The organism is Enterobacter sp. HG048 (assembly GCF_024702055.1).
GTDB classification, from domain to species: Bacteria; Pseudomonadota; Gammaproteobacteria; order Enterobacterales; family Enterobacteriaceae; genus Enterobacter; species Enterobacter dykesii.
Window position 1 is genome coordinate 372,082 of sequence record NZ_JANLIZ010000001.1, and the last position, 20,672, is coordinate 392,753.

Below are 20,672 nucleotides of genomic sequence, written 5' to 3' on the forward strand. Positions count from 1 at the left end.
GCATGGAAAATAAGAGTGGAGAGGCGAAAGTGCAGAAGGTCAAAAACTGGTCGCCGGTGTGGATTTTCCCCATCGTGACCGCGCTGATCGGTGCATGGATCCTGTTTTATCATTACAGCCATCAGGGACCCGAAGTCACGCTGATAACCACCAATGCCGAGGGGATTGAGGGCGGTAAAACGACCATCAAAAGCCGTAGCGTGGACGTGGGCGTGGTCGAAAGCGCAACCCTGACCGACGATTTAACCCATGTGGAGATTAAGGCGCGCCTTAATGCCGGCATGGAAAAACTGCTGCATGGCGATTCCGTTTTCTGGGTCGTTAAGCCGCAGGTGGGACGTGAAGGGATCAGCGGTTTGGGGACGCTGCTCTCCGGGGCCTATATCGAACTGCAGCCAGGTGCTAAGGGTAACCAGCCAGCCCAATACCAGCTTCTGGATTCACCGCCGCTTGCACCGCCTGATGCCAAAGGCATCCGCGTGATCCTCGACAGCAAAAAAGCAGGGCAGCTCACGGCGGGCGACCCGGTCCTGTTCCGCGGTTACCGCGTCGGGTCGGTTGAGAAAAGCACGTTTGATCCGCAGAAACGCGCGATCAGCTATCAGCTCTTCATTAATGCGCCAAACGATCGCCTGGTCACCAGCAACGTCCGTTTCTGGAAAGACAGCGGGATCGCCGTGGATCTGACCTCGGCAGGTATGCGCGTTGAAATGGGGTCGCTGACCACGCTGTTTGGCGGTGGCGTGAGTTTTGACGTGCCGGAGGGTCTGGATTTGGGCCAGCCGGTTGCAGAGAACACCGCTTTCCGTCTCTTTGACGATCAAAAAAGCATTCAGGATGCGCTCTATACCGATCACGTTGACTTCCTGATGTTCTTTAAAGACTCCGTTCGCGGCCTGCAGCCGGGGGCGCCTGTTGAGTTCCGCGGCATTCGTCTCGGTACGGTTGGGCAAGTGCCGTTCTTCGTTCCGGGCCTTCAGCAGGTGCTGGACGATGATTACCGCATTCCGGTACTGATTCGCATTGAACCAGAGCGTCTGCTTAACCAGATTGGTGAAAATCAGGATATCGCTACCCATATCACCCAACTGATGGAACGCGGTTTACGCGGGTCGCTGAAAACCGGCAACCTGGTAACCGGTGCGCTGTATGTGGATATGGACTTCTACCCGAAAGCACCGCCGATTACCGGTATCCGTGAATTCGGTGGCTACAAGATCATCCCAACGGTGAGTAGCGGTCTGGCTCAGATCCAGCAGCGTCTGATGGAAACGCTGGATAAGATCAACAATCTGCCACTGAATCCGATGATTGAAGCGGCGACGAACTCTCTTAGTGAAAGCCAGGCAACGATGCGTCGCCTGCAAACCACGCTGGATAACATCAACAAGATCACGGCGAGCCAGAGCATGCAGCAGCTGCCGCAGGATATGCAGAAAACGCTGCGTGAGCTGAACCGCAGTATGCAGGGCTTCCAGCCGGGTTCAGCGGCATACAACAAGATGGTGGCAGATATGCAGCGTCTTGATCAGGTCTTGCGTGAACTGCAGCCGGTGCTGAAAACGCTCAACGAGAAGAGCAATGCGCTGGTGTTCGAAGCGAAAGATAAAAAGGATCCTGAGCCGAAGAGGGCAAAACAATGAAAAAGTGGCTATTGATGGTTGGCGCTCTGCTGTTAACGGCGTGCAGTTCAGGGGTAGATAATAAAAGCTACTATCAGCTGCCTGTGGCTACCCACAGCGGTGGACAAAGCACGGCCAGCCAGGGAAACCGCCAGCTGTGGGTTGAGCAGGTTGCCGTGCCGGATTATCTGGCAGGGAACGGCGTGGTCTATCAGACCAGCGACGTTAAATACGTGATCGCGACGAACAACCTGTGGGCCAGCCCGTTGGATCAGCAGCTGCGCAACACGCTGGTGGCCAATCTGGGCAGTCAGCTTCCGGGCTGGGTTGTCGCGTCGCAGCCGCTGGGTAACGACCAGGATACGCTTAACGTCACGGTCACGGGCTTCCACGGCCGTTATGACGGTGCGGTGGTGATCAGCGGCGAGTGGTTGCTGAACCATCAGGGGCAGCTGATTAAGCGTCCTTTCCATCTGGAGCTGAAGCAGCAGAAAGATGGCTATGACGAAATGGTGAAAGTTCTGGCTCAGGGTTGGGCACAGGAGTCGGCCAGCATCGCGAGAGAAATTTCCCGGCTGCCATAAGTAAAATTCATCATCAAAAACCGCAGTTGGCCTGTTGCTGATTGCGGTTTTTTTTCGTTTTCAGTTCAGATTGTTACTTGTGCCACGTCACAATTTTTGTACAAATGAACTTCTGGCTAGCTCACAAATATGACACCCGTATGAATTTTGAACATTGACGATGCGACTAATTCGGGGTATTCGTTATCTGTGCCTGTGCAGATAGTGCAGACACTGTTTTCTTTCCACCAGACAAAAGAATGAGGGAAACGAGGCATGAAGAGACAGAAACGAGATCGCCTGGAACGGGCTCATCAACGTGGTTATCAGGCCGGCATCGCTGGACGTTCTAAAGAAATGTGTCCTTATCAGACGATAAATCAAAGGTCACAATGGCTTGGAGGCTGGCGAGAAGCCATCGGCGACAGGGCACTCATAGCCTGATAACGTCTCTTTTAAAAAAGAAACCTCCGCAATGCGGAGGTTTCGCCTTTCTGGGGGTGCCAAAAGCACGATCAGAAAGCTGAAGTGTCCTGGAACAGGCCAACTTTCAGGTCGCTTGCGCTATAGATCAGACGACCGTCGACCAGCACTTCGCCATCAGCCAGGCCCATAATCAGGCGGCGGTTAACGATGCGCTTGAAGTGAATACGATAGGTCACTTTCTTCGCCGTAGGCAGAACCTGGCCAGTGAATTTTACTTCGCCCACGCCCAGCGCGCGGCCTTTACCTTCGCCACCCAGCCAGCCCAGATAGAAGCCAACCAACTGCCACATTGCATCGAGGCCCAGGCAGCCAGGCATTACCGGATCGCCAATAAAGTGGCAACCGAAGAACCACAGGTCCGGGTTGATATCGAGTTCTGCTTCTACGTAACCCTTATCGAAGTTACCGCCGGTTTCGGTCATTTTCACGACACGGTCCATCATCAGCATGCTTGGGGCCGGTAACTGTGGGCCTTTTGCGCCAAACAGTTCACCGCGACCAGAGGCAAGAAGATCTTCTTTTGTATAGGATTCGCGTTTATCTACCATGTTCTCAGTAAGCCTTATTTTAGTGAAGGACGCAGGATAGCTAACACGTGTACGCTGAACAAGTCCGATCAGTTCGAACTAAACCAGCCCAACCAGCGTAACGGCCATGGATAACGATGACGAGCATCCTGCTGTGTCGCCTGAGCAATGCGCTCCTGGATAGTCTGCATCAGGGTAGTTTGCCCTTCGCCATCCCAAACCAGATTTGTCAGTAAGGGTAGCGCATCCTCAATCCCTTCGATGGCCCAGATAGCGAATTGCTCTTGCTCAACCGCATCCAGAATATCCTGACTGAGGCTCAAATGGCGTGCGTTGGGAGCAGGAATAATCACACCCTGTTTGCCGTTTAAACCGCGCTGCTGACAGATGGAGAAGAAGCCTTCAATTTTTTCGTTGAGGCCTCCCACTGGCTGGGCACGACCGAACTGGTCCACCGAACCGGTGATCGCGATGTTCTGATTGATGGGCACTTCCGCCAGGGCGCTGATTAAGGCGCACAGCTCGGCCATAGAGGCGCTATCGCCATCCACTTCGCTGTAGGACTGCTCAAACGTCAGCGAGGCGGAGAAGGGGATCTGTTGCTCAAGCTGCAGCTCTGACATCAAAAACGCCTGCATGATCATCATGCCTTTCGCGTGAATGTTGCCGCCCAGCTCGGCTTTCCGTTCGATATCGGTGAACTCGCCATCGCCAATGTGCACAACGCAGCTGATACGGGACGGTTCCCCGAACGCGCGCGGATGGCCGGGAAATTCAATCACCGACAGGGCGTTGATCTGCCCGACGCGTTCGCCTTCGGTCTCTACCAGAATTTGTTCCAGCAGAATTTCATCCTGCATACGGTCGGCAAGATAGCCTTCTCGCCACTCACGCTGAGCCAGCATCTGAGCGAGCTGTTCGCCGGTGAACGCTCCGTCACCGCTGATCACGCCCACTTCACGCAGCTGTTTGCCGATCCAGAGCGGGCAAAGCGGCAGCGTTTCCTGGTCACCGGTGTAGCGCACGGCTTCGCGGATTAAGCCCGGCCACGCGTCAGCCGCAGGGGTTGGTAGCGCAAAACGTTCAGCAACGGCCATCACCCACTGGCACCACTGCGCCATATCGTCGGCGTCAGCAATCTGGATGTTGTCTTCGTATTCGCTATACACCGCCTGCTCAGCGAGTTCCGGCTCCATTTCCTGGAAGTCCGCCAGCGATTCGCGGTCGCCCGTCAGCACGACGGTTAGCGACAGCGGCATAGACGGAACGGAGACAGGAAGAGGACGAGACTCATCGTAGCCTACCCAGTCGAAACGCTGCTGGTGGACGATGGTTTTCAGACGCATCCACAGCAGCGGCTGCGAGAGCAGGGTACGCAGTGAGATGATGAGAACACCGCCATTTGCGCGATGTACCAGCCCCGGCTGCAGCGAAAGCTCGCCGTTAAACTGGCGCAGACATCCAAAGAGTTGTTCCGCCTCGACCCAGTTAGCGGTAATCACTTCGCCCTTAGCGGCAAAACGACCATCGGCCTGCGCCGCTGGTTCGAAAGTGACATCATGTCCCGCAATACGATACTGACCGCCGAAAACTGCGTTCGCTTCCGGCTTCAGCTGGCGTACTGCATCTCCGAGCAGCGTCAGGTACTCCGCTTCTTCCGGGGCCTTGAGCAGCATGAAAGGCGCGGTTGCCCATGGGCTTAACACCTGCTCCAGCGCATAATGCAAACGAGGCTGCGTATCGCTAAGGATGAATTCGTGTTCTTTTGCGAGTTCGGGCTGTGCAAACAGTTCCTGGTAACTTTCGGTATCCGGAACAAGGTCACGCCATGCAAGTTTCGTAATGGTCAAAGTTGATGTTTTTTAGTCAGATGTAAAAGCGTGGAGTATACCGTAAGCGGGGTGCTGTACCCAAGCAGGATTGGGTATTTCGGCAGGGCGATTGGCTGCATTCACTCACAGGATATGATTTCTTTTCAGCAGATTGCTAAAAAACTGATATTCTGAACAGAGTTACGTGGTAACACTGAGATAGCAATGAAATATCAACAACTGGAAAATCTCGAAAGCGGCTGGAAATGGAAGTACCTGGTCAAAAAGCACCGTGAAGGGGAGCTGATCACCTGCTACATCGAAGCCAGCGCTGCGCAAGAAGCCGTGGATATTTTGCTGACCCTCGAAAATGAACCGGTACAGGTTAACGGCTGGATTGAGAAACACATCAATCCTGCACTGCTAAACCGGATGAAGCAAACTATCCGTGCGCGACGCAAACGGCATTTTAATGCTGAGCATCAGCACACTCGCAAAAAATCAATCGACCTGGAATTTGTTGTCTGGCAGCGACTGGCCGGGCTGGCACAACGACGGGGCAAAACGCTGTCGGAAACCATCGTGCAGCTGATTGAGGATGCAGAACATAAAGAGAAATACGCCAGCCAGATGTCGACACTGAAGAACGACCTTCAGGCGCTGTTGGGTAAAAAGTAGATTTGTTTACTTTTCTTCAGACAATAAAAAACCCCGCATTGCGGGGTTTTTTTATAAGACGATAACTTATGCCGCTGGCTGAGTTACAACGTCTTTGATGCCTTTAACTTCGATCTCTACGCGACGATCTGGAGCCAGGCAGTCGATCAGTGCAGCGCGAGCTTTCACGTTGTCACAGGTGTTGCCAGTAACTGGGTTAGATTCGCCCATACCACGTGGGGAGATCTTGTTAGCTGGGATACCTTTAGAGATCAGGTAATCAACAACAGACTGAGCACGTTTCTCAGACAGTTTCTGGTTGTAAGCGTCAGAGCCGATACGGTCGGTGAAGCCCAGAACCACTACGGAACCGTCTTTAGGATCCAGGTTGCTCAGCTGGGTGTACAGCTGATCCAGTGCCTGCTGGCCTTCTGGTTTCAGAGTCGCTTTGTTGAAGTTGAACAGAACGTCAGACTTCAGAGTGAAGTGCTTGGTCTGTACTTCTGGAGCTGGAGCCGGCGCTGGAGCAACAACTGGTGCTGCTTCTTCCTGCTGGCCGAAACGGTAGGAAACACCTACGCTCAGCATGCCGTTGTCTGGACGAACACCAACGGTGTTGCCGTCGCCGATGTTGTTAACCCACTGGTATTCCAGACGGGTAGCGATGTCACGGGTCATAGCCCACTCAACGCCACCAGCGAATACTGGGGAAACACCGGTGTCATGGTTGTCACCAGAGATGTTGTTGCTGGAGTCTGCACGCCATACCATGCCGCCCAGACGGGTGTACACGTCCAGATCGTCAGTGATTGGGTAGCCCAGTTTAGCGGTCAGTTGAACGCCCTGTGCTTTGAAAGCGCCGTTGATGGTGTCGCCTTTGTATGGCATACGACCTAACCAGTCGTAACCCATTTCAAAACCAACATACGGGTTAACCTGATAGCCACCGAACGCACCTGCACCAAGCTGGCTCTCGTGAGTAGGGCCATCATTGTTCAGGCTGCTGTTGTACCAGCCGGTGTCGTGGAACTGAGACCAGCCCAGTTTACCACCTGCATACCAGGTATTATCTTTCGGAGCGGCCTGCGCTACGGTAGCGAAGCCAGCCAGTGCCACTGCAATCGCGATAGCTGTCTTTTTCATTTTTTGCGCCTCGTTATCATCCAAAATTCGCCATGAAAGTCTCAGGAGAGAATCACGGTTAAATCCTTCACCGGGGGGCGTGGTCAAATATAAATCTACCGATATCTTCGGCTTAGGCCGAGCACCCCTGGCGATGTAAAGTCTACAACGTAGCTGAAAACTTACAAGTGTGAAGTCCGTCAGGCATATGAAAAAAAAAGTTCCGTATACCGATTATTTAACATTTTTCGAACGAATTTTGTGCAATAAAATTAAGGAGAACCGCACCAGACAAGCCTTGCCGCAATTTTCAGACCGGGAACTTTAATGCCATCTTGTGGTCAAAAAAAATTCCAGGAAAAATCTTAATTTCACTCAATGATACAAATTTGAGTGAATTTTTAGCCCAGAAAGTTGTCCTCTGCGGTAAGAATCCGATCGAACTGGACGCATAATGAACCCGATTGCATTCCCTTCTTCAGCTGCTTCAGTCAGACGGAAATGTTCCTCTTCCGTCAATTCTTCCGGTAACCATCCAATCACCACGCTGTAATTTCCGGTGCGTAACGCGCGGATCATCGACTCAACGGTATCGCACGGCGGAAGCTGGTTAATTTGCATCACCTTAGTTAGCGGAAGGCCTGCGGACTGAACCCACTCACGGCTCAGTTTTTGCTGAGGCGTGAGCCAGAGCTGCCAGCGCGATTGCTGACCAAGCTGTTGCAATAACGGCAACAACAGAAGTTGCGTCAACAGGGGCTGGTCTTCACGATAAACCACTTCACTGATAAGCCCCGTGGAAACACGCTCGACGGAATTCTGCGCGACATTGCCTGCGGTAGAAGAGAGAGAGGTTGAGCGATTTGCATAGCCTGAAGTGTGCATATTCATTCCAGCCCTGTAGTTACTGTATGGATATACAGTAACCCCTGTATGCATAAAGATCAACCTCATTTTCGGAAAGCGACTCGCAAAATTCATTGAATGTTGATGTCCCTCGAAAAATCATCTTGCTCATCGGCGATAAGTTGCCTATTTTCCTGCTAACGGATCCGCTAGTAAGAAATTTCGTTGTTACTTTATGATTTTGAAGGGAAATATCATGAAAAAGATATCTTATGAACGGATTTATAAATCCCAGGAATACCTCTCCCCGTTGGGCGAAATTCATCACCGGGCTCTGTTTGGAGGCTATACCCTGGCGGTAGATGATGCGGTGTTTGCCATGGTGTCAGACGGCGAACTTTATCTTCGCGCCTGTGAGGAGAGTGCGAAATACTGTGTAAAAAATGCCTCCTCTTTTTTGACGTTGATGAAGCGAGGCCGCCCGGTGCTGCTCAACTATTATCGTGTGGATGACGGATTATGGCAGGACAGAGAGCGGTTGCTTCAGCTCTCCTCGTTTGCGCTTAGTGCGGCAAGAAAAGAGCGCTATCAGCGCCATCAACGAAACCGCTTAAAGGATCTGCCAAACCTGACCTTTCAGCTTGAAGTCTTGCTCTTTGAAGCTGGCATCACTAATGAGGAAACGCTGCGGGCGCTGGGTGCCAGAGCGAGCTGGCTGAAGATGCGGGCAAAAAACAAAGCGCTCGGTATTAAGGTTCTCTTCGCGCTGGAAGGGGCTATCGAGGGGCTGCATGAGGCGGCACTCCCGGCAGGTATTCGCCGGGAGCTGACGGAGTGGTTTAATGCGCTGCCTGAGCCACAGGAGAATCACTCCTCCAGGTAGCGATTTGCTGTTGCAGCCGGCAAATTTCAGGCAGCAGAGCGATAAGCAGGCCTATCTGCTGAAGTACCAGCGGCGCTTTGCTGTCGTTTCCAGGGTCAAGATGCGCAATGCGTTGAGCCAGTTCATCCAGCGCCTGTTGCACGCGCGGCTCATCGGCCGGTCGGTGATGAAGCGCGTCATCGACATAACAGACGGCGTCATCGAGCAGATTGAGAATACCCGGGTTGGTGAGTTTCTCGCGGTGGGCACCGAGCGTCGAAATATAGCTGGTGAACGTATGGTTCAGGCAGAGCAGGCGGAACGCCGTCTCACGAATCTCCGCCGTAGCGCGAGGCTCCGTTGACATATTAGAGACAACGGAGGCCAGTTCTGCGTCACTGTTATGCGCGTCGCGACGGGCTATCCGGTAAGCCAGGCGGTTATCGCGCCCCTGGTGGTACTGCTCCAGGATTGCGTCAAGGTATCGACAGTTGGCGTTCATCGCCCTGTCTACCACGCGCGGCAAATTGCGGAAACGCCAGTCCGGCCAGATAAAGCTGACCGCGGCCCAGGCAATCGCACAGCCAATCAGGGTATCGATCACGCGGGGCAGGGCAACTTCAAACCCTTCACCCAGCAGGTTAAAGCAGAGCAGCACCAGCAGCGTGATGAACATGGTGGCATGGGCGTACTGCACGTTGCGAAACGCGAAGAACAGCACGCCGGTGATCACAATCAGGATCAGTTGACCTTCAACGGAGGGCACAAAATAGAGAACCGGAAGGCCGATCGCGACGCCGACCAGCGTGCCGATAATGCGCAGCGCAAGACGGTGTCGGGTGGCGTTATAGTTCGGCTGGCAGACGAACAGGCTGGTCAGCAGGATCCAGTAGCCGTGGTGCAGCCCGGTTATCTGGATAAAGGCATACCCCACGCACAGCACCAGCGACATTCTCACCGCGTGGCGAAAGAGTGCCGACTCCGGCGTAAAGTTGCGGCTCAGACGCAGCCACATATCGCTAACGCTGTGCACGCTGTCATCAGCAAGCTGATTTTCCACCTCACTGCCCGGCAGCGCCATCGCCTGTTCGGACTCGATTGTCGCCAGCTGAGCATCAATTGCCCGCAGGTTATTCAGCAGAAAGCCCAGCGCTTTGATGTGCTCCGGTGACGTTCCGCTGGCCTGAACGCGGTCGAGCGCCGCATCAAGGTGGCTGAATACGCGTTCAAAGCGGGGGTCATGCTGATAGGGCGTGCGCAGCAGAATGGAACGAGAGAGCTGCTGGCACGCCTGAGACTGCATGGACAGCAGGCGCTGGAAGCGGAACATCACGTCGCTATAGCGGAACTTCTCGCGCAGGGCAGCATACTGAACGTGCGAGGAGCTGGCACGTTCGTGAATATCCTGGGCGGCAAAATAGTAGTGTAAGGTCCTTCGCGTTCCGCGCTGACCGCGATCGCCGCGCAGACGGGTAAGCAGAGAGGCTTTTGTCTGGTTAAGGGTGGCGACCAGCTGGCCGTTTGCCAGTGCCAGATCGTAGAGCGGAGCCTGGCTTTCTTCCTCAATATCCGGGTCGAACAGCCGGGATTTCAGTTCCAGATAGTGGGCTAACTGCTCAAAGCTGCGGGCAAGATTATCCTGCAGCGGGCGAACGGGGAAGATCAGATGACCGGTTAGCGTCAGCAGGTTATACCAGATGGCGCCCAGCAGCAGGAGAACCGGCTGCTGGTACCACTGGTCGTACAGGGAAACGCCCAGCATGGTGTAGATGGCAATCAGCAATGCACCAAACGCGATGGTGGCATAGCGCTGCCCGAGGCCGCCCAGCAAAATAAAACCGCTGGTTGAGAGCGTAAGGCCCAGAGCAAACAGCCAGGGCCACGGAAAAAGCAGCTCAACGGACGCTGACGCAATGAAAAAGCAGACGAGCGTAATGACCAGGTTACGTAAGCGCCCGGCCAGACGATCGTCCAGGTCCGCCAGCGCCCCGGCTACAACCCCCAGCGTAAGCGGAATGGTGAGCTTGACATCATTCAGCCACCAGGGCAGGGCAACCGTGCCGCAAAGCGCGATAAATATCCTGACGTTGTATAGCCAGGTGCTGTTCCAGGTATAACGGCGAAGCAGTGGGCTTAGCATAAACGCGGCCGGTCCTTATTTACTGAAAACGACGACGCGCGTTTGCTTCACGCGCCGCCTGGGCCACTTCTACCGGAACAACCCTGCGACCGACGGGCCAAAGGGCGATAGCGGCGATCTTAAAATTCGCGATCCCCACAGGAATACCAATAATCGTGATGCACTGTGCAATACCGGCAAAAATATGCATGATGCAGAGCCACCAGCCGAAGAAAATCAGCCACAGTATGTTCAGCAGGGTTCCGCCCGTATTCATCAGGGCGCTTTTGCTCTCCGGATTCAGCTCGTCAACGTGGATGGCTTCATTCCCGTAGGGGATTAGGGAGAGTTTTGTGATTTCCCAGCAGGAACGGGTCAGGGGAAGCGTGAAAATCAGGACGATGCTCACCAGCGTGGCAAAAAGCCAGGAAAGGGTGGTGGCAAAACCGCCCAGCACAAAATTCAACACATTCAGAACGGTACGCATAAACCCTCACTTCCTTTCGATAAAATTAACGCCCAATGATTGTAACGTTTTTTTAGGCTGGAGCACCTTAAAACTGGCAGTTAAACTGTCAGGTAAATTATCTCTTCGTGGATTTGGCGGAACATGGAACTGAAAGCAACCTCGTTAGGCAAACGCCTGGCGCAACACCCTTACGACAGGGTGGTTCTCCTTAATGCCGGGGTGAAAGTCTCCGGGGAACGCCACGAATACCTTATTCCGTTTAATCAGCTTCTGGCTATCCACTGTAAACGCGGGCTGGTGTGGGGCGAGCTGGAGTTCGTTCTGCCTGACGATAAAGTCGTGCGTCTTCATGGCACCGAGTGGGCGGAAACCCAGCGTTTCCATCATCACCTGAACGCACTCTGGCAGCAGTGGAGCCAGGATATGAGCGTGATTGCCGCCCAGGTGCTCCAGCAGGTGCTGGACGATATCGCGCAAAGCAACGCGCAACACGCGTGGCTGACCCGTCAGCAGACTGCCGGGCTGCAGCAAAAGATTCGACAGGCACTCTCGGCGCTGCCGCTCTCCGTGACGCGTCTCGACGAATTTGACAACTGTCGTGACGCCTGGCGCCAGTGTCAGGCCTGGCTGAATGATAAGGATAAAAGCCGTCTCGCCCATAACCAGGCGTGGACGGACGCCATGCTCACCCAATACGCCGACTTTTTCAGTACGGTGGAATCTTCACCGCTCAATCCGGCCCAGGCGCGCGCGGTGGTCAACGGCGAGCAGTCGCTGCTGGTGCTGGCGGGGGCCGGTAGCGGTAAAACGTCGGTGCTGGTGGCGCGTGCCGGCTGGCTGCTGACGACCGGGGAAGCGGTAGCCGATCAAATTCTGCTTCTGGCCTTTGGCCGTAAGGCTGCTCAGGAGATGGATGAACGCATCCAGGAGCGCCTGCACACCCGGGACATCACGGCCAGAACCTTCCATGCCCTTGCGCTGCATATTATTCAGCAGGGCAGTAAAAAAGTGCCTTCCATCAGTAAGCTGGAAAACGACGCGCAGGCGCGTCAGGCGCTGTTCATCAAAACGTGGCGCCAGCAGTGCGGTGAGAAAAAGGCGCAGGCTAAAGGTTGGCGGCAGTGGCTGGAAGAGGAGCTCAGCTGGGAGGTGCCAGAGGGCAGCTTCTGGCAGGATGACAAACTGGCGCGTCGGCTGGGTTCGCGACTTGACCGCTGGGTCAGCCTGATGCGAATGCACGGTGGATCGCAGGCAGAGATGATTGAAAGCGCGCCGGAGGCGATCCGCGATCTGTTTTCGAAACGGGTCAAGCTGATGGCTCCGCTGCTGAAAGCCTGGAAAACCGCGCTGAAAGAGGAAAATGCCGTCGATTTCTCCGGTTTAATCCATCAGGCCATCATCATTCTGGAAAAGGGACGTTTTGTCAGTCCGTGGAAACATATTCTGGTGGATGAGTTCCAGGATATCTCACCGCAGCGTGCTGCATTGCTCTCGGCGCTACGGGCGCAAAATAAACATACGTCGCTGTTTGCAGTAGGGGACGACTGGCAGGCCATCTATCGCTTCAGCGGGGCGCAGCTCTCCCTGACGACCGCGTTCCACCACTATTTTGGCGAAGGGGATCGCAGCGATCTGGACACCACCTACCGCTTCAATTCACGCATTGGTGAGATCGCCAACCGCTTTATCCAGCAGAACCCGCATCAGCTGGCCAAGCCGCTCAATAGCCTGCGCCCAGGAGATAAAAAAGCGGTCACCCTGCTGGCGGATGACCAGCTGGAACCGCTGCTGGACAAGCTCAGCGGCTACGCGAAGCCCGATGAACGTATTCTGGTGCTGGCGCGCTACCATCACCTTAAGCCCGCGGCGCTGGAAAAAGCCGCCACCCGCTGGCCGAAACTGCAGCTTGAATTTATGACCATTCACGCCAGCAAAGGGCAGCAGGCTGACTATGTGATTGTGGTGGGGCTGAAAGAGGGGAGCGACGGTTTCCCGGCCCCGGCCCGCGAGTCGGTGATGGAAGAGGCCCTGCTGCCGGTGCCGGAAGACTTCCCGGATGCCGAAGAGCGGCGTTTGCTGTATGTGGCTATCACCCGCGCGCGGCATCGCGTGTGGCTGCTGTTCAATAAAGAGGAGCCATCCGTGTTTGTCGATATCCTGAAGAATATTAATGTACCGGTGGCGCGGAAGCCATAACGCCGCCGGGCAAGGATGGGTAGGCCGGGTAAGGCGTCGCCGCCACCCGGCAAAAAAGCTACTTCAGTCTGTCGGAAAGATAACGCTGATAGTCCGGAATAAGGATATCAACCGGCGAGTTAAACTGCGGCGATTCGATGATGAAATCCGCCGTTGACAGGTTTGTCGCCACCGGAATATTCCACACCGTCGCCAGACGCAGCAAGGCTTTGACATCCGGATCGTGCGGAACCGCGTTCAGCGGGTCCCAGAAGAAGATCAGCACATCAATCTTCCCTTCGGAGATCTGCGCGCCGACCTGCTGATCGCCGCCCATCGGGCCGCTCAGCATGGCATTCACCTGCAGACCCGTTTCGCGCTGGATCAGGTTACCGGTTGTGCCGGTTGCCGACAGGGCGTGCTTTTCCAGCGAAGGCTGATGGCGGCGAACCCAGTTAAGCAGCATTTGTTTACAGTGATCGTGCGCCACAAGAGCAATGTGTTTGCGCTCAGGCAGCGTGCGTGTTGTCAGTTCCATAATCATATCCATCAGGTTAACTGCCTACACGATGACGGGAACCGTCTGACGCTGCAAGAGAAAGGCGTAAAAAATGTGGCTTATGATGAAGGTTGTTGTTTTGCCCATTGTAAAAAACGGGCCCGCGTGTCGGGATCGGCCTGCTGGAACCAGAATTTAAGGCGCTGTTCCGTCAGGGTCTGGGACTGGGGAGGAATGACGTCCAGTTCAGAGACGCCGGATAAAAGCGTACTGTCGTCCGCCATCATGGTGGCAAACTGCGGAAGCGATGCGCGTTTTCCCGCTTTGTTATAGGTCTGGGTCGCGGCCTCGTAATCCGGGCCTTTCGGCGAGGTCGTTAACGCCAGAATATCCAGCTTTACCGGAATCGGCATCGCATTCCCGTCCAGCAGTTCAACGCGGGGTGAAGCGTCGAAGGCCGCAGATTCCTTCTCCGTTTCAAGGCGAGGCAGGGTGATGTTCACCTGACTGATTTGCCGGGTATTAAAGCTGACAATCAGCGGCGGGGAGATGTACATGCGTTGCTCGTGATTCGCCAGACCGATCGACTTTTCTACCCGAAAGACCAGCTGATGAGGCCCGTTATCCAGCTCGATGCTGTCTGCACCGCGCAATAACGAGCTGGAGACTTTTTTTCCGTCCAGTACAAGAAGATCAATGTCGGTAGAGAGCCGGAGCGTGGTAGCAAAAACGCAGACCGGCATCACTAACGCAATCAGGGCAGTGGCAATACCGGTTTTCATAGAAGGCTCCCGTCAGAAATCCTGTCGCCGCATTAATGTATCTAAATTTTTCGATAATCACGTTTACTAACATATAGACATATTTCGCCGTTTTGCCCTCATGCATCTGTATGGGATGGATGGTTGAGATGTGCGGTTTGGCGTACACTTTTAAAAAAGCCAGGAGAAAAACCATGAAAGAGAACGATATTGCCGAGATTCTGACATCCACGCGTACTATTGCGCTGGTGGGCGCGAGCGATAAACCCGATCGTCCAAGCTATCGGGTGATGAAATACCTTCTCGATCAGGGCTATCACGTTATCCCGGTCTCGCCAAAAGTGGCGGGGAAAACCTTACTGGGTCAGCAGGGTTATGCCACGCTTGCTGACGTGCCGGAAAAAATTGATATGGTTGATGTCTTCCGAAATTCCGAGGCGGCGTGGGAAGTGGCGCAGGACGCTATTGCCGTAGGGGCGAAAACGCTGTGGATGCAGCTGGGCGTGATTAACGAGCAGGCCGCCGTGCTGGCGCGGGATGCGGGATTGAACGTCGTCATGGACCGCTGTCCGGCGATCGATATCCCACGTCTGGGGCTGGCGAAGTAATAAAAAAAAGCCCGTTCATCGGGCTTTTTTTACACGCTTAGTTCCGCAGGCGCGGAGCCTGTAACTGTTTGCGGATAGTCTGAGCAAGCTCATCCATTGTGGGTTGCTCCGGATGCTCTTCCTGCAGCTCGCTACTCAGCTGCGCTTCGGCCAGATAGGTGTGAACGGGTTGTCCATCATCACCTTCCATTACCACATGGTACCAGGGCGCGGCGCGAAGCTCTGCGTTCACCGCCAGCTCGTCTGCTGACGGTTCATCAAGGGAATACTCCGGGTCGATATCCACGACCACACCCAAATACCCTAGCAAAGTGTGGCGGACCTGCTGGCCGATACCGAATTTGCTGGCAATCATAGTCACCTCCCGGGAAATACGACTTACACGTTATGTGCGGGCAATATTTCTCTTTTCAAGTTACATGACGCGACAGGCAAACCCTTTCAGATACAGTCCTTCCGGGTAGGTAGCAATCACGGGGTGATCGGCTGCCTGACGGAACTGCTCTATAAATTGTACATCACGGCCAGCATCTATTGCGGCATCGGCGATGATTTTCTGAAATAAATCTGTGGTCATCAGGCCGGAGCAGGAGAAGGTGAGCAGAACTCCGCCCGGGTTCAGCAGCTGGATAGCCAGCATGTTGATATCTTTATACCCGCGGCACGCGCCCATCAGCTGGCTTTTGTTTTCCACAAACTTCGGCGGATCCATCACGATGACGTCGAACTTCTCGCCCTGGTCGCGATATTTACGCAGCAGCTTGAACACGTCATCGCGGACAAACTCCGCTTTGCTCAAGTCCAGCTTGTTGAGCTCGACGTTCTGTTTCGCCACGTCCAGCGCTTCCTGCGAAGTGTCCACGCTCACCACCTGGGCACAGCCACCCATCAGCGCCGAAACGGCAAAACCGCCGGTATAGGAGAAGCAGTTCAGCACGCGTTTGTCGGCAACGTACTGACGCGTAGCCAGACGGCTGTCGCGCTGGTCGAGGTAGTAACCCGTTTTGTGCCCGCCCTGAATATCCACCAGCAGCTTCATGCCGTGCTCTTCAATCGGCAGCAGGGCCGGTGGCAGTTCGCCCGTTACGGGCCCCTGAGTCAGCTCCATGCCTTCTTTTTTGCGCACCGCCACATCGCTGCGGTCGTAAATGGCACATTCCGGGAACAGCGTTTGCAGCGCGCCGATCAGCGCGGCACGCTGGTATTCCGCTCCGGCGCTCAGGAGTTGCAGCACCAGGAAGTTACCGAAGCGATCGATGGTCACGCCCGGCAGGCCGTCGGACTCACCGGCGATCAGGCGGTAGCTGTCCAGCCCGTCGCGTTTTGCCAGCCAGTCGCGCCACTGCTGCGCCTGCTGCAGACGGCGAACGAAGAAGTCGATGTCGATGGTTTCATCTTTATCAAACGTCCAGACGCGCGCGCGGATCTGGGAGGCTGGCGAGTAGGCGCCTCGCGCTAACCATTTCCCCTGATGGTCAACGATATCAATGGTTTCACCGAGGCTGGCTTTGCCTTCCATACGGGCAACCGCACCGGAAAAGACCCAGGGATGACGGCGCAGTAATGATTTCTCGCGCCCTTTGGCTAACACTAAACGTACACTCATAATTTGCTGTTCTGTCGATTTCAGGAAATGGCGCGTAGATTACCACATTCAGCAAGGCGCAATCATCTGCGGATGCCGTTGAGCGTTTCGGCACAAAATCAAATCGCTTAGGCACATTACGGTATTGCAGCAGGCTTTACAGTAGGGCTTCCGGTACAGCAGAGGGAGCACCCATGAAAAAGCGCAGTGTGATAGCCATAGCCGCTCTGGCGGCGATGAGTTTTCAGGTTTTAGCAACAACGCCTTTCGACGTCACCAGCCAGGATATTTCCGGCGAAAAGCGGCTGGCGCAACAGCAGGTATTTGAGGGATTTGGCTGCCACGGTGGGAATATTTCTCCACAGCTGGCATGGAAAAATCCGCCCGCCGGTACGAAAAGTTTTGCCGTCACGGTATATGACCCGGATGCCCCCACCGGCAGCGGCTGGTGGCACTGGACCGTCGCCAATATTCCTGCGAAGACAATGACGCTGCCCGCTGATGCCGGTAACCCGAACGGCGAGAAATTACCTGCCGGCGTTGTGCAGGGGCGTAATGATTTCGGCTATTCTGGATTCGGCGGCGCATGTCCACCCGAAGGGGACAAGCCTCATCGCTATCAGATTACCGTCTGGGCACTGAACGTGGATAAACTGCCCGTCGATAGCAATGCCAGCGGCGCGCTGGTCGGTTTTATGCTCAATAGTCACGTTCTGGCAAAGGCTCAGTTAACAGCAACCTACAGCAGATAAGGATGGCAGGGTGCAGGAGTTTCATTTTCGACATAACCATCTTACCGCGGGTGAAGTGACTGCCAGCAAAATGCATCGCCTGCACCAGGTTAAACTCTTTTTTCCGGCTATTTGTCATATCACTCACGGCAGTAAGGTGATTGTTCAGGATGATAACCGCCTGGAGGCGACACGGGATGAGCTCATCATTATCCCGGCCAATACGACGATGGAGATTATCAATCAGCCTGTAAACGGTCTGTTTCACTCGGATTTGCTGATGTTATCCCCGGAGATCGTCGCCGAGTTTAAGGCGCATTACCTGAAATCCTGGCCGCGCACGACGCTGCATTCGCTCTGCGCCCCGCTGAGCGAGGGGTTGGCGTTTATGTGGGACAATCTGCTGCACGCCGTGCGTCAGGATTTACCGGAGGCGCTACAAAAGCATCAGGCTTTCGGCCTTTTGCTGGCCCTGCTGCATGATGGCGTGGCGGGTCCGCTGCTTGTTGAGCGCAACAGTAACCTGACCGAGCAGGTGCGGCAGTTCATTATGCTGTCGCCCGCCAGAGCCTGGACCGCCCAGGACGTCGCCAGCCGCCTCGCATTAAGCGTACCGACGTTGCGCAGACGCTTACGCGAAGAGTCGCAGAGTTTTCGCCAGATCGTGGAGGAGGTGAGGATGGCCGTTGCTTTGTCACAGCTACAGTCAACCCGATTACCAATTGGCGAAATCGCATTACAATGTGGGTATCTTTCCAGCTCTCGTTTCACCGCCCGTTTCCGGCAGCACTATGGCTGTTTGCCGAAAACGCTACGTTAAGGAGAAGAAAAATGTCAAAAGTCTGCACTATTGCCTGGGTTCACGGCGTTGTTCAGGGCGTGGGGTTCCGCTACAGCACCCAGCGCGAAGCGGTTGAGCTTGGGCTAACGGGATACGCGCGAAATAGGGATGACGGCAGCGTTGAGGTGGTCGCCTGCGGCGAAGCGGAGCAGGTCGACAAGCTGGTGGCGTGGCTGAAAGCGGGCGGGCCGCGCAGCGCGCGGGTTGATAAGGTTTTAACGGAACCGCATCAACCCGGGCGCGAATACGTAAACTTCGGGATTCGGTATTAAATACACTTCACCGGCTTAGGCAGGCCGGCAATTTTGGTGGCCTGTTTTGCCGGGCCTTTCGGGAACAGACGATACAGATAGCGGCTGTTGCCTTTCTCTTCGCCGAACTTATTGGCCATGGCTTTAACCAGCATGCGGATCGCCGGAGAGGTGTTGAATTCAAGATAGAACTCGCGAACAAAACGCACCACTTCCCAGTGTTCGGGGGAGAGGGTAATTCCTTCGTTTTCCGCAATTTTCTCCGCCAGCGGCTCGCTCCATAGCGTCGTATCTTTCAGATAGCCTTCGCTATCGGTCTCAATTTCCTGGCCTGCAAAAATGAACATAATCTTCTGTCGTCTGTGAAAAAAACGGCGACAGTGTAGCAAAAAAGCGGCCGCAGGATAAGCCGTGCCCTACAGGAGTAGCTGCAGCAGATTGTTGGCATTAAGCTTTTTCAGTGCGTTGCATTTATGGGTCGAAACCTGCTTCTCAGACATACGCGTCACGATGGCAATGTGGCGTACCGGCAAGCCGGTAAGCATCAGATCGAGCACGTTGAATTCAAGGCCGGTAAGACAGCAGTCCAGGCTTCGAACGCGGCGAGGCTCTTTTGCCAGCAAATATGCCGCATCGGCAACGGCGATCCGGTCATCGATGATATAAAGGGTTAACGTACTGAAACGCTTGCGTAAATGCGTCGCCAGCGCCCACCCCTTTTCATTGCAGACCAGATACAGGCTACCTTGCCAGCGGGCGGCTTCCAGTCTGAGCAAAATGTTAATCAGTGCCTGATGCGTAGCGGCCACGGAAAAACGACAGCGTACGACAACCACACGGCGGGTAAGCAGCGCTGGCTGCCATTGCACGGTGTCGCTTTGGACCTCTAACTGCACGCCCCGACGCAGCAGCGCGTAGCGCAACCCTTCGGCGTAAAATCGATTATTGTCGAGAATAGCGTAACTCACGGTGACCTCGTTATAACGTGCTGGGCGTATAGATAACGCGCAGCGTGCCGGTATAGTCGCCCGCGTTTTTGCTGCTGGCGGCAAACGCGGGGGTTTTCAGGATAATAGGGGCAGGGATGCACAGTACGCTCTCGCGTCCGCCGGGCAGCACGACCTGACGCAGATGCTGCGGATCGTTTGTGCCTTGCCAGACCAGGGTTTTACCGTTCGCGACGGCTTCGGTTGCGCCTGTTATTGGGTTGGTGACGGAGACCCGGTAATCGAGACGATCCCGCGCATCGGTCTGGCTACCGCCGCGTCGCCTGATAGAAAACGCGCCTTCGGCACGATCCGCTGAGGGGAGTCCGTCATCCTCAAAGCGAAGATAGGCGCGGGTGCTGGTGCTGTTTTTGCCGTCGTACAGGCACATATCCAGCGAGTTTTCACCCTGGATCTCACTACCTCCCGGCCGCCCCGGGAAGTTCGTCAGGTTGAGGTTAACGATGGGCGTTGAGTGCGGAAATGCCGGCAGATAAATCTGCTGATTACCCGGATCGACCACCTCAATGCGAATGTTTGCCTGCCACCTGGCGATGGTGAGGTAGCCAGGGCATCCGACGTTTACGTCATTGAAGTTCCCGCCACAGTCGGCGCTCCCCCATTGACGCAGATTCTGCTTCAGCGTTGCGGTCCAGATCCCCGGCAGGGCGAGCTTATCCAGTTCGCTTTTCACAATATAGAAATCAAAATACGGCTCTCTGTTCCAGTCAGCGATTGTGGCCGTTCCCCCTGTCACAAAGCTGGCGAAGGTAAAGACTTTATTGTTGATAAACATGTAGTGATCGCCATACAGCTTGATATCCACCGTCTTGCTGGTGAGGGCATGCGTGAAACGTAAATTGATGGCATAGGGCGCGGCCGGGTTAGCTGAGAACCAGACCGGTGAGTTCATGCAGGCCCCGTACGTGGCGTCAGTCCGGGACTGACAGGTCAGGGTATTACGTCCCCACTTTTGCGGGTCGGCGGCGTCAAAGCCGCCCGATTCATGAAACCAGATATCGAAACGCGCAGGCGGTGCCGTGCGATCGAAGCTGATCCCAACGCTGGTGTTTCGTCCCGCAGGGGCGCCCGCCAGCGTCTGGCCTGTCCACAGGCTTAAGAACAGTAAAATAAAGAAGCACTTAATCACA

At 54.9% G+C, this 20,672-nt stretch carries 23 protein-coding genes; 10 read left to right on the plus strand and 13 right to left on the minus strand.

Annotated features, from left to right (window positions below; all coding sequences use genetic code 11):
- Positions 1-2 precede the first annotated feature (2 nt).
- The 3 genes from pqiB (at position 3) to rmf (ending at position 2,629) form a co-directional block, all read left to right on the plus strand.
- Positions 3-1,643 (plus strand): intermembrane transport protein PqiB, encoded by a 1,641-nt coding sequence (gene pqiB, locus NUX24_RS01750; protein ID WP_047652839.1) that lies wholly within the window; start codon positions 3-5, stop codon positions 1,641-1,643.
- The gene (gene pqiC, locus NUX24_RS01755) at positions 1,640-2,206 is read left to right on the plus strand and encodes a membrane integrity-associated transporter subunit PqiC (RefSeq protein ID WP_024907767.1); all 567 of its coding nucleotides are present in this window, start codon (positions 1,640-1,642) and stop codon (positions 2,204-2,206) included. Before pqiB ends, pqiC begins: the two co-directional genes overlap by 4 nt.
- 255 nt (positions 2,207-2,461) lie before the next feature.
- Entirely contained in the window at positions 2,462-2,629 is a 168-nt protein-coding gene (gene rmf / locus NUX24_RS01760) for a ribosome modulation factor (protein ID WP_013097261.1), read from the plus strand.
- A 71-nt stretch (positions 2,630-2,700) separates the two neighbouring features.
- Here rmf and fabA read toward each other — a convergent pair whose 3' ends face one another.
- Both fabA and NUX24_RS01770 read right to left on the minus strand, forming a co-directional pair.
- Entirely contained in the window at positions 2,701-3,219 is a 519-nt protein-coding gene (gene fabA / locus NUX24_RS01765) for a 3-hydroxyacyl-[acyl-carrier-protein] dehydratase FabA (RefSeq protein WP_126328163.1), read from the minus strand.
- 68 nt (positions 3,220-3,287) lie between these two features.
- Complete coding sequence (locus NUX24_RS01770; RefSeq protein ID WP_257829582.1) at positions 3,288-5,048, minus strand: Lon protease family protein; 1,761 nt, start codon at positions 5,046-5,048, stop codon at positions 3,288-3,290.
- Between the two features lie 186 nt (positions 5,049-5,234).
- Here NUX24_RS01770 and matP point away from each other — a divergent pair, with 186 nt between their 5' ends.
- Positions 5,235-5,687: a macrodomain Ter protein MatP gene (matP, locus tag NUX24_RS01775; RefSeq protein WP_032639326.1), complete on the plus strand. Its 453-nt coding sequence runs from the start codon at positions 5,235-5,237 to the stop codon at positions 5,685-5,687.
- 66 nt (positions 5,688-5,753) lie between these two features.
- Here the strand turns inward: matP and ompA are convergent, their stop codons facing one another.
- Positions 5,754-6,809 (minus strand): porin OmpA, encoded by a 1,056-nt coding sequence (gene ompA, locus NUX24_RS01780; RefSeq protein ID WP_023311028.1) that lies wholly within the window; start codon positions 6,807-6,809, stop codon positions 5,754-5,756.
- A 354-nt stretch (positions 6,810-7,163) separates the two neighbouring features.
- Positions 7,164-7,673 carry an SOS-induced cell division inhibitor SulA gene (gene sulA, locus NUX24_RS01785; RefSeq protein WP_033145120.1) on the minus strand — a complete coding sequence of 170 codons (510 nt, stop codon included), beginning with the start codon at positions 7,671-7,673 and terminating at the stop codon, positions 7,164-7,166.
- A 217-nt stretch (positions 7,674-7,890) separates the two neighbouring features.
- Here sulA and NUX24_RS01790 point away from each other — a divergent pair, with 217 nt between their 5' ends.
- A complete protein-coding gene (locus NUX24_RS01790) occupies positions 7,891-8,517 on the plus strand; it encodes a TfoX/Sxy family DNA transformation protein (RefSeq protein WP_033145121.1) in 627 nt (208 codons plus the stop codon).
- Here the strand turns inward: NUX24_RS01790 and yccS are convergent.
- Both yccS and NUX24_RS01800 read right to left on the minus strand, forming a co-directional pair.
- A complete protein-coding gene (yccS, locus tag NUX24_RS01795) occupies positions 8,474-10,636 on the minus strand; it encodes a YccS family putative transporter (RefSeq protein WP_033145122.1) in 2,163 nt (720 codons plus the stop codon). The genes NUX24_RS01790 and yccS overlap by 44 nt on opposite strands.
- A 19-nt stretch (positions 10,637-10,655) precedes the next feature.
- Positions 10,656-11,102, minus strand: coding sequence for a YccF domain-containing protein (locus NUX24_RS01800; protein ID WP_032658155.1), 447 nt, complete (start codon positions 11,100-11,102; stop codon positions 10,656-10,658).
- A 123-nt stretch (positions 11,103-11,225) separates the two neighbouring features.
- Here NUX24_RS01800 and helD point away from each other — a divergent pair, with 123 nt between their 5' ends.
- Entirely contained in the window at positions 11,226-13,280 is a 2,055-nt protein-coding gene (gene helD, locus NUX24_RS01805) for a DNA helicase IV (protein ID WP_257829589.1), read from the plus strand.
- A gap of 58 nt (positions 13,281-13,338) precedes the next feature.
- Here helD and mgsA read toward each other — a convergent pair whose 3' ends face one another.
- Both mgsA and NUX24_RS01815 read right to left on the minus strand, forming a co-directional pair.
- Positions 13,339-13,797 (minus strand): methylglyoxal synthase, encoded by a 459-nt coding sequence (gene mgsA, locus NUX24_RS01810; RefSeq protein WP_033145124.1) that lies wholly within the window; start codon positions 13,795-13,797, stop codon positions 13,339-13,341.
- A gap of 80 nt (positions 13,798-13,877) precedes the next feature.
- Entirely contained in the window at positions 13,878-14,540 is a 663-nt protein-coding gene (locus NUX24_RS01815; RefSeq protein ID WP_033145125.1) for a DUF2057 family protein, read from the minus strand.
- 173 nt (positions 14,541-14,713) lie between these two features.
- Here NUX24_RS01815 and NUX24_RS01820 point away from each other — a divergent pair, with 173 nt between their 5' ends.
- On the plus strand, positions 14,714-15,127 hold the full coding sequence (locus NUX24_RS01820) for a CoA-binding protein (protein WP_008499920.1): 414 nt from the start codon (positions 14,714-14,716) through the stop codon (positions 15,125-15,127).
- 37 nt (positions 15,128-15,164) lie between these two features.
- Here the strand turns inward: NUX24_RS01820 and hspQ are convergent, their stop codons facing one another.
- Both hspQ and rlmI read right to left on the minus strand, forming a co-directional pair.
- A complete protein-coding gene (gene hspQ, locus NUX24_RS01825) occupies positions 15,165-15,482 on the minus strand; it encodes a heat shock protein HspQ (RefSeq protein WP_008499919.1) in 318 nt (105 codons plus the stop codon).
- Between the two features lie 60 nt (positions 15,483-15,542).
- Positions 15,543-16,733: a 23S rRNA (cytosine(1962)-C(5))-methyltransferase RlmI gene (gene rlmI, locus NUX24_RS01830; RefSeq protein WP_047652832.1), complete on the minus strand. Its 1,191-nt coding sequence runs from the start codon at positions 16,731-16,733 to the stop codon at positions 15,543-15,545.
- A 173-nt stretch (positions 16,734-16,906) separates the two neighbouring features.
- Here rlmI and NUX24_RS01835 point away from each other — a divergent pair, with 173 nt between their 5' ends.
- Genes NUX24_RS01835 through yccX form a run of 3 tightly spaced genes read left to right on the plus strand, consistent with a single transcriptional unit; the run spans position 16,907 to position 18,556 of the window.
- A complete protein-coding gene (locus tag NUX24_RS01835) occupies positions 16,907-17,464 on the plus strand; it encodes a kinase inhibitor (protein WP_257829598.1) in 558 nt (185 codons plus the stop codon).
- A 10-nt stretch (positions 17,465-17,474) separates the two neighbouring features.
- Positions 17,475-18,263, plus strand: coding sequence for an AraC family transcriptional regulator (locus NUX24_RS01840; protein ID WP_126328168.1), 789 nt, complete (start codon positions 17,475-17,477; stop codon positions 18,261-18,263).
- A gap of 11 nt (positions 18,264-18,274) precedes the next feature.
- Positions 18,275-18,556, plus strand: coding sequence for an acylphosphatase (gene yccX, locus NUX24_RS01845; protein ID WP_033145129.1), 282 nt, complete (start codon positions 18,275-18,277; stop codon positions 18,554-18,556).
- On the opposite strand, the gene tusE is transcribed toward yccX, so the two are convergent.
- The 3 genes from tusE to NUX24_RS01860 all read right to left on the minus strand — a co-directional run bounded on the left by tusE (position 18,553) and on the right by NUX24_RS01860 (position 20,671).
- A complete protein-coding gene (tusE, locus tag NUX24_RS01850; protein WP_008499913.1) occupies positions 18,553-18,882 on the minus strand; it encodes a sulfurtransferase TusE in 330 nt (109 codons plus the stop codon). The genes yccX and tusE overlap by 4 nt on opposite strands.
- A 69-nt stretch (positions 18,883-18,951) precedes the next feature.
- Positions 18,952-19,503, minus strand: a complete 552-nt coding sequence (locus NUX24_RS01855; RefSeq protein WP_047652829.1) for a LuxR C-terminal-related transcriptional regulator — start codon at positions 19,501-19,503, stop codon at positions 18,952-18,954.
- Positions 19,504-19,513: 10 nt separating this feature from the next.
- Positions 19,514-20,671 carry a CfaE/CblD family pilus tip adhesin gene (locus NUX24_RS01860; protein WP_257829606.1) on the minus strand — a complete coding sequence of 386 codons (1,158 nt, stop codon included), beginning with the start codon at positions 20,669-20,671 and terminating at the stop codon, positions 19,514-19,516.
- Between the last annotated feature and the right edge of the window lies 1 nt (position 20,672).

Bases quoted from the DNA above. Each gene is read 5' to 3' on its own strand.
- yccS (WP_033145122.1), bottom strand. From the start codon at position 10,636: ATGCTAAGCCCACTGCTTCGCCGTTATACCTGGAACAGCACCTGGCTA.
- yccX (WP_033145129.1), top strand. From the start codon at position 18,275: ATGTCAAAAGTCTGCACTATTGCCTGGGTTCACGGCGTTGTTCAGGGC.
- fabA (WP_126328163.1), bottom strand. From the start codon at position 3,219: ATGGTAGATAAACGCGAATCCTATACAAAAGAAGATCTTCTTGCCTCT.
- helD (WP_257829589.1), top strand. From the start codon at position 11,226: ATGGAACTGAAAGCAACCTCGTTAGGCAAACGCCTGGCGCAACACCCT.
- NUX24_RS01820 (WP_008499920.1), top strand. From the start codon at position 14,714: ATGAAAGAGAACGATATTGCCGAGATTCTGACATCCACGCGTACTATT.
- NUX24_RS01815 (WP_033145125.1), bottom strand. From the start codon at position 14,540: ATGAAAACCGGTATTGCCACTGCCCTGATTGCGTTAGTGATGCCGGTC.
- tusE (WP_008499913.1), bottom strand. From the start codon at position 18,882: ATGTTCATTTTTGCAGGCCAGGAAATTGAGACCGATAGCGAAGGCTAT.
- NUX24_RS01800 (WP_032658155.1), bottom strand. From the start codon at position 11,102: ATGCGTACCGTTCTGAATGTGTTGAATTTTGTGCTGGGCGGTTTTGCC.
- mgsA (WP_033145124.1), bottom strand. From the start codon at position 13,797: ATGGAACTGACAACACGCACGCTGCCTGAGCGCAAACACATTGCTCTT.
- pqiC (WP_024907767.1), top strand. From the start codon at position 1,640: ATGAAAAAGTGGCTATTGATGGTTGGCGCTCTGCTGTTAACGGCGTGC.
- hspQ (WP_008499919.1), bottom strand. From the start codon at position 15,482: ATGATTGCCAGCAAATTCGGTATCGGCCAGCAGGTCCGCCACACTTTG.
- matP (WP_032639326.1), top strand. From the start codon at position 5,235: ATGAAATATCAACAACTGGAAAATCTCGAAAGCGGCTGGAAATGGAAG.
- NUX24_RS01790 (WP_033145121.1), top strand. From the start codon at position 7,891: ATGAAAAAGATATCTTATGAACGGATTTATAAATCCCAGGAATACCTC.
- rmf (WP_013097261.1), top strand. From the start codon at position 2,462: ATGAAGAGACAGAAACGAGATCGCCTGGAACGGGCTCATCAACGTGGT.
- pqiB (WP_047652839.1), top strand. From the start codon at position 3: ATGGAAAATAAGAGTGGAGAGGCGAAAGTGCAGAAGGTCAAAAACTGG.
- ompA (WP_023311028.1), bottom strand. From the start codon at position 6,809: ATGAAAAAGACAGCTATCGCGATTGCAGTGGCACTGGCTGGCTTCGCT.
- sulA (WP_033145120.1), bottom strand. From the start codon at position 7,673: ATGCACACTTCAGGCTATGCAAATCGCTCAACCTCTCTCTCTTCTACC.
- NUX24_RS01835 (WP_257829598.1), top strand. From the start codon at position 16,907: ATGAAAAAGCGCAGTGTGATAGCCATAGCCGCTCTGGCGGCGATGAGT.
- rlmI (WP_047652832.1), bottom strand. From the start codon at position 16,733: ATGAGTGTACGTTTAGTGTTAGCCAAAGGGCGCGAGAAATCATTACTG.